The sequence below is a fragment of the Bradyrhizobium sp. DOA1 genome, assembly GCF_001593325.1.
In the GTDB taxonomy this organism is placed as follows: domain Bacteria; phylum Pseudomonadota; class Alphaproteobacteria; order Rhizobiales; family Xanthobacteraceae; genus Bradyrhizobium.
In genome coordinates this window covers 2,897,815-2,904,119 of the sequence record NZ_JXJM01000001.1, presented here as the reverse complement: position 1 = coordinate 2,904,119, position 6,305 = coordinate 2,897,815, and the positions used below count along the sequence as shown (strand labels likewise).

Here is a 6,305-nt window from a genome sequence, read left to right as displayed (position 1 = left end):
CGGTGCGGGCGCCGGCGCAGCAGCGGGAGCCTCAGCGGCCTTCTCGGCTTTCGGCGGAGCGGCCGAGGCGGTGGGCTTTGCGCTGCCTGCCGCCTTCACGTCCTCGCCCTCGCCGGCGAGCACCGCGATCACGTCGTTGACCGGAACGTCCTGCGTGCCCTCGGGCACCAGGATCTTGGCGATCGTGCCCTCGTCGATCGCCTCGACCTCCATGGTCGCCTTGTCGGTCTCGATCTCGGCGATGACGTCGCCGGATTTGACCTTGTCGCCTTCCTTCTTCAGCCACTTGGCGAGGTTGCCCTTCTCCATCGTCGGCGAGAGAGCGGGCATCAGGATGTTGATGGGCATGCTGACCTCAAGAAGAACTTTGCAAAACGTCGTCTCCGAAAGTGAAGACGAACAGACCAGGTTTAGTTGCCGATGTCGCCCTGCCACAGGCGCTCATTGGCAGGGATGGAACGCCAATTCTTCATCATGGTGATGGAGCGGTCGTCGGCAAGGTCGATCCAGGGAATGCCGAACTTTTCGAGGATGTCCTTGGATCCTTCGAAGGTGACGGACTCGCCGATCACCACCAGCTTGACCTTGAACAGCCCGAGCGCGCCCGCGCACATCGAGCATGGCGACAACGTCGTGTACATGACCGTGTCGTGGAACGAGATGGCGCCGGCCTCGCGAAGGCAGCTCATCTCGCCATGAAGGATCGGATTGTTCTCCTGCACGCGGTTGTTGTGGCCGCGGGCGATGATCTTGTTGTCGCGCGTCAGCACGGCGCCGATCGGCAGGCCGCCTTGCGCGATCGAGGCTTCCGCCTCGCGGATCGCCTCCAGCATGAAATCGAAATGAAGGGATTCGATCGCCACGGTCAGTGTCCCTTGCCGCGCGGCGTCGTGGTGCCGGTGTCGGTCGGACGCTCGATCTCGGCCTGGAACATGTCGAGGATGCGGTTCAAGGCGTCCTCCTCGGTATATTCGCTCTCGCGGGCATAGGCGCGCGCGGCATGGCGGGCGAGATCGACGAGCAGCAGGCCCCACATGTCGGGCTCCTCGAAGGCGCGCTGAAACGCCATCGACAGCCCGCCGTCCAGCACGAACACGCGCAGGATCTCGACCGCATCGTCGCGGGTCATGACGTCGGGCGGCAGTGGCTGCTCCTTGGGGCCCGCCATGGATCTACCTGTAGCAGACGGCTTTAGCGGCCTCGACGACTTCTGCCGCCGAGGGCAGCGCGAGCTTCTCCAGGTTCGCGGCGTAAGGCATCGGCACGTCCTTGCCGGAGACGCGCGCAACCGGCGCATCGAGATAATCGAAGGCGTTCTCCATGATCCGCGCGGCGATCTCGGCGCCGACGCCGCTCTGCGCCCAACCCTCTTCCACGGTGACGGCGCGACCGGTCTTCTTGACCGAGTTGATGATGGTCTCGGTGTCGAGCGGACGCAGCGTGCGCAGGTCGATCACCTCGGCCTCGATGCCGTCCTTGGCGAGCTCATCGGCGGCCTTCAGCGCATAGGTCATGCCATTCGACCAGGAGATGATCGTGACGTGGCTGCCAGCGCGTACGATGCGCGCCTTGCCGATCGGGATGACGAAGTCGTCGAGCTTCGGCACCTGGCCGGTGTGACCGTACAGCACCTCGTTCTCGAGGAAGATCACCGGATTGGGATCGCGGATCGCGGCCTTGAGCAGGCCCTTGGCGTCGGCGGCCGAATACGGCGCAACCACCTTGAGGCCGGGGATGTGCGAGTACCAGGCCGAATAGTCCTGGCTGTGCTGGGCGGCAACGCGCGCAGCGGCACCATTGGGCCCACGGAACACGATCGAGCAGCCCATCTGGCCGCCGGACATGTACAGCGTCTTGGCCGCAGAGTTGATGATCTGGTCGATCGCCTGCATGGCGAAGTTGAAGGTCATGAACTCGACGATCGGCTTGAGGCCCGTCATCGCGGCGCCGACACCGACGCCGGCAAAGCCGTGCTCGGTGATCGGCGTGTCGATCACGCGCTTGGCGCCGAACTCCTGGAGCAACCCTTGCGTGACCTTGTAGGCGCCCTGATATTCGGCGACCTCTTCGCCCATGACGAAGACGTCGGCATCGCGGCGCATCTCTTCCGCCATGGCATCGCGCAAGGCTTCGCGGATAGTCTGCGTCACCATCTCGGTGCCTTCAGGCACTTCCGGATCGGGCTCGGCAACGGCCTGCGGAGCGGGCGCTGCCTTCGGCGCTGGCGCTTCGGACTTCGCCGCTGCAGGCGGCGCCGACTCGGCAGCCTTCTCCTGCTTGGCCGGCGCGGTGGCCTTGGCGAGATCGGCGGCACTCTCACCATCGGCGAGAATGGTCGCGATCGGCGTGTTCACCGCCACGTCGGCGGTGCCCTCGGGGATCAGGATCTTGCCGAGCGTCCCCTCATCGGTCGCCTCGACCTCCATGGTCGCCTTGTCGGTCTCGATCTCGGCGATGACGTCGCCCGACTTGATCGGCTCGCCCTCTTTCTTCAGCCATTTGGCGAGGTTGCCCTTCTCCATCGTGGGCGACAACGCGGGCATCAGCACTTGAATTGGCATATCTTCTCCAAGGAAAGCTTGCGCGCGTTCAGCGGTAAACGTCGGTCCAGAGCTCGGCGGCATCCGGCTCGGGATCATGCTGGGCGAAATCGGCGGACGCGTTGACGATGTCGCGGACCTCGGCGTCGATCGCCTTCAAATCCTGCTCGCTGACCTTGGCCGCGAGCAGGCGGTTGCGCACCTGCTCGATCGGGTCCTGGTCGTGGCGGACCTTCTCGACTTCCTCGCGCGTGCGATATTTTGCAGGATCAGACATCGAGTGACCGCGGTAGCGATAGGTCTGCATCTCCAGGATGTAGGGGCCCTTGCCGGCGCGGCACCAGGCCGCCGCCTCCTCGCCCGCAGCCTTCACGGCGCGGACATCCATGCCGTCGACCTGTTTGCCCGGAATGTTGAAGGACGCGCCGCGCTTGGAGAAATCCTGCTGCGCCGAAGCGCGCGAGACCGAGGTGCCCATGGCGTAGCGATTGTTCTCGATGACGTAGATCACCGGCAGCTTCCAGAGCTCCGCCATGTTGAAGCTCTCATAGACCTGGCCCTGGTTGGCCGCGCCATCGCCGAAATAAGTGACGCTGACATTGTCGTTGCCGCGATAGTGATTGGCGAAAGCGAGACCCGTGCCGAGCGAGACCTGCGCGCCAACGATGCCGTGGCCGCCGTAGAAGTGCTTCTCCTTGCTGAACATGTGCATGGAGCCGCCCTTGCCCTTGGAATAACCGCCGCGGCGGCCCGTGAGCTCGGCCATGACGCCGTTGGCGTCCATGCCGGTGGCGAGCATGTGGCCGTGATCGCGATAGCCGGTGATGACCTGATCGCCCTCCTTCAGGGCCATCTGCATGCCGACCACCACGGCCTCCTGGCCGATATAGAGATGGCAGAAACCGCCGATCGCGCCCATGCCGTAGAGCTGGCCGGCCTTCTCCTCGAAGCGCCGGATCAGGAGCATGTCGCGCAGCGCCTTGAGCTCCTGCTCCTTCGTGAATTCCGGGGGCGACCCGCCGTCGGTCTTGTCGTGTGGCGTGCTCGCGGCGGCTTTCTTGGGTGCGGCCATGGGAATTCCGGGTCAGAGAAAACTTTCGCCCTCTCTAACCCAAGTCAAACGCCCTTGGAAAGCACCGCGGCGACATGGCACGACTTTCATTATGCCGCACTGCAACGTGGTCGAAATATTGCAAAATGTTTGGCGCCGATCGGGCAACAAATCGATGCGAGGGGACGGACGCGCAGATTCGTGATCGTCAAGAAGCCAGCATCATCCTGCCGATCAAGAAGTCGCCCACGGGGCGCTGCAGCTTCCGCAACATCATAGCCGGGCCCTGTCCCGGCCATCCACGCCTTCCCCCGCGACACAAAGAACGTGGATGCCCGGGCCTTCGCCTCGCCGAAGCGGCTTCGGCCGCGCAGGCGGGACAAGCCCGGGCATGACGACCTCGTGAGCGCAACGTCCTCATCAGAAGAAGCCGAGCTTCTTCGGGCTGTAGCTGACCAGGAGGTTCTTGGTCTGCTGGTAGTGATCGAGCAACATCTTGTGGGTCTCGCGACCGACGCCCGACTGCTTGTAGCCGCCGAAGGCAGCATGCGCGGGATAGGCATGATAACAGTTGGTCCAGACTCGGCCGGCCTGGATCTCCCGGCCGAAACGGTAGCAGCGATTGGCATCACGGCTCCAGACGCCGGCGCCCAGGCCGTAGAGCGTGTCGTTGGCGATCGCGAGCGCCTCCTCGTCGGTCTTGAAGGTGGTGACCGAAACGACGGGACCGAAGATCTCCTCCTGGAAGATCCGCATCTTGTTGTGGCCCTCGAACACGGTCGGCTGCACGTAGAAGCCGCCGGCGAGATCACCCGCGAGCTCGGCACGTCCGCCGCCGGCCAGGACCTTGGCGCCCTCTTGCTTGCCGATGTCGATATAGGAGAGAATCTTGGAGAGCTGCTCGCCGGAGGCCTGGGCGCCGATCATGGTGGAGGCGTCGCGCGGATCGCCCTGCTTGATCGCGGCGACGCGCTTCAGCGCACGCTCCATGAAGCGGTCATAGATATCGGCGTGCACCAGCGCCCGGCTCGGACAGGTGCAGACCTCGCCCTGGTTCAGCGCGAACATGACGAAGCCTTCGATCGCCTTGTCGAAGAAATCGTCGTCTTCGGCGGTGACGTCATTGAAGAAGATGTTCGGCGACTTGCCGCCGAGCTCCAGCGTGGCGGGAATGAGGTTCTGGCTGGCATATTGCATGATCAGCCGGCCCGTCGAGGTCTCGCCGGTGAAGGCGATCTTGGCGATGCGCGGGCTCGAGGCGAGCGGCTTGCCGGCCTCGAGGCCGAAACCGTTGACGATGTTGAGGACGCCGGCGGCAGAATGTCCGCGATGATCTCGGCCCATACCATGATCGAGGCCGGCGTCTGCTCGGCGGGCTTGAGCACAACGCAGTTGCCGGCTGCGAGCGCAGGCGCGAGCTTCCAGCAGGCCATCAGCAGCGGGAAGTTCCAGGGGATGATCTGGCCGACCACGCCGAGCGGCTCATGGAAATGATAGGCGATGGTATCGTGGTCGATCTCACCGATCGAGCCTTCCTGGGCGCGCACCACGCCGGCGAAATAACGGAAATGGTCGATGGCCAGCGGCAGGTCGGCGGCGCGGGTCTCGCGGATCGGCTTGCCGTTGTCCCAGGTCTCGGCGATGGCGAGACGCTCGAGGTTCTCTTCCATGCGGTCGGCGATCCGGTTCAGGACCGCGGCGCGCTCGGCGACGCTGGTGCGGCCCCAAGCCGCCTTGGCGGCGTGCGCCGCGTCGAGAGCCGCCTCGACGTCCTGCGCGTCGGACCGTGCGATCTTGCAGACGATTTGGCCGGTCACCGGCGAGGCATTGTCGAAATACTTGCCTGAGATCGGCGCGACGAACTTGCCGCCGATGAAATTGTCATAGCGGTCTGCGAAGGGAACTTTGGTGACGCTGAGGAATTCCACCTTGTTCATTGATCACTCCCGATGTTTGCTGTTGCGCAATTCGTCGCGTGGTCGCGACTTGTGCAGACGATGATGCGGGAGGTGTTTTCTGTCAGCCCGGCCGGGGGCGATGGCGGAGCGGACCTGTCGCAGTTCTGCGACAGTCGTAAGTCTGCACCAGCACGCTCAATCCCCATCCTGAGGAGCGCGCCCTTGCGCGCGTTTCGAAGGATGGCTGCAGATGCAGTTGGGCCTGCATGGTTCAAGACGACCGCTTCGCGGTCTCCTGATCATGTGGGGACACAGCTCAGTGCTTGATCCCGAACCGCTTCAACTTCCGGTGCAGCGTAGCGCGGCTGACGCCGAGGGCCTTGGCGGCCGCTGACACGTTGCCGCCGGCACGGAGCAGCGCCCGCTGCAACACCGCGCGCTGACCGCCGGCGAGATGGTCATGCGCGGGTTCGCCGCCGAGGAGATCGGCCGCGGGCACCGGCTGCAACGCCTTGCCGGGTGCGATCCCGAGTCCGATCCGGGCCGAGCGGGTCGCGCCGATCACGAGATCGTCCGCGTCCACCGCGAGCAGGCCGCTGCAACCTCCGTCCGGACCTCGCGTCAAGACGATGCGGGCATGGGCGAAGGCCCTGCGAAACAGGTCGGCCTCGATCCGCTTGGCCGCCTCGCCCGCCGCCAGCGCGATCAGGCTGGAGAACCCGTCGGTGCGGTCCGCGCGGCAGGAGGAGACATCGAGCACGCCCGCGAGCGCCGCCTCATGGTCGTAGACCGGAACGGCCGTGCAGCTCAAAAGCG

General features: G+C 64.8%; 6 protein-coding genes and 1 pseudogene. All 7 read right to left on the bottom strand.

Annotation, left to right across the window (positions count from 1 at the left end):
* Positions 1-348 (bottom strand): biotin/lipoyl-containing protein (locus SE91_RS13795; RefSeq protein ID WP_156489993.1); only part of this gene is annotated, 348 nt, incomplete at its 3' end.
* A gap of 62 nt (positions 349-410) precedes the next feature.
* A complete protein-coding gene (locus SE91_RS13790; RefSeq protein ID WP_061847961.1) occupies positions 411-863 on the bottom strand; it encodes a nucleoside deaminase in 453 nt (150 codons plus the stop codon).
* A gap of 2 nt (positions 864-865) precedes the next feature.
* A complete protein-coding gene (locus SE91_RS13785) occupies positions 866-1,168 on the bottom strand; it encodes a DUF5076 domain-containing protein (protein ID WP_008547332.1) in 303 nt (100 codons plus the stop codon).
* Between the two features lie 4 nt (positions 1,169-1,172).
* Positions 1,173-2,561: a pyruvate dehydrogenase complex E1 component subunit beta gene (locus SE91_RS13780; protein WP_061847960.1), complete on the bottom strand. Its 1,389-nt coding sequence runs from the start codon at positions 2,559-2,561 to the stop codon at positions 1,173-1,175.
* Between the two features lie 28 nt (positions 2,562-2,589).
* Positions 2,590-3,612: a pyruvate dehydrogenase (acetyl-transferring) E1 component subunit alpha gene (gene pdhA, locus SE91_RS13775; RefSeq protein ID WP_061847959.1), complete on the bottom strand. Its 1,023-nt coding sequence runs from the start codon at positions 3,610-3,612 to the stop codon at positions 2,590-2,592.
* 399 nt (positions 3,613-4,011) lie between these two features.
* Positions 4,012-5,528 (bottom strand): annotated as a pseudogene (gene adh / locus SE91_RS13770) (aldehyde dehydrogenase).
* A 277-nt stretch (positions 5,529-5,805) separates the two neighbouring features.
* A partial coding sequence (locus SE91_RS13765; protein ID WP_245318453.1) for a helix-turn-helix domain-containing protein occupies positions 5,806-6,305 on the bottom strand: 500 nt, incomplete at its 5' end.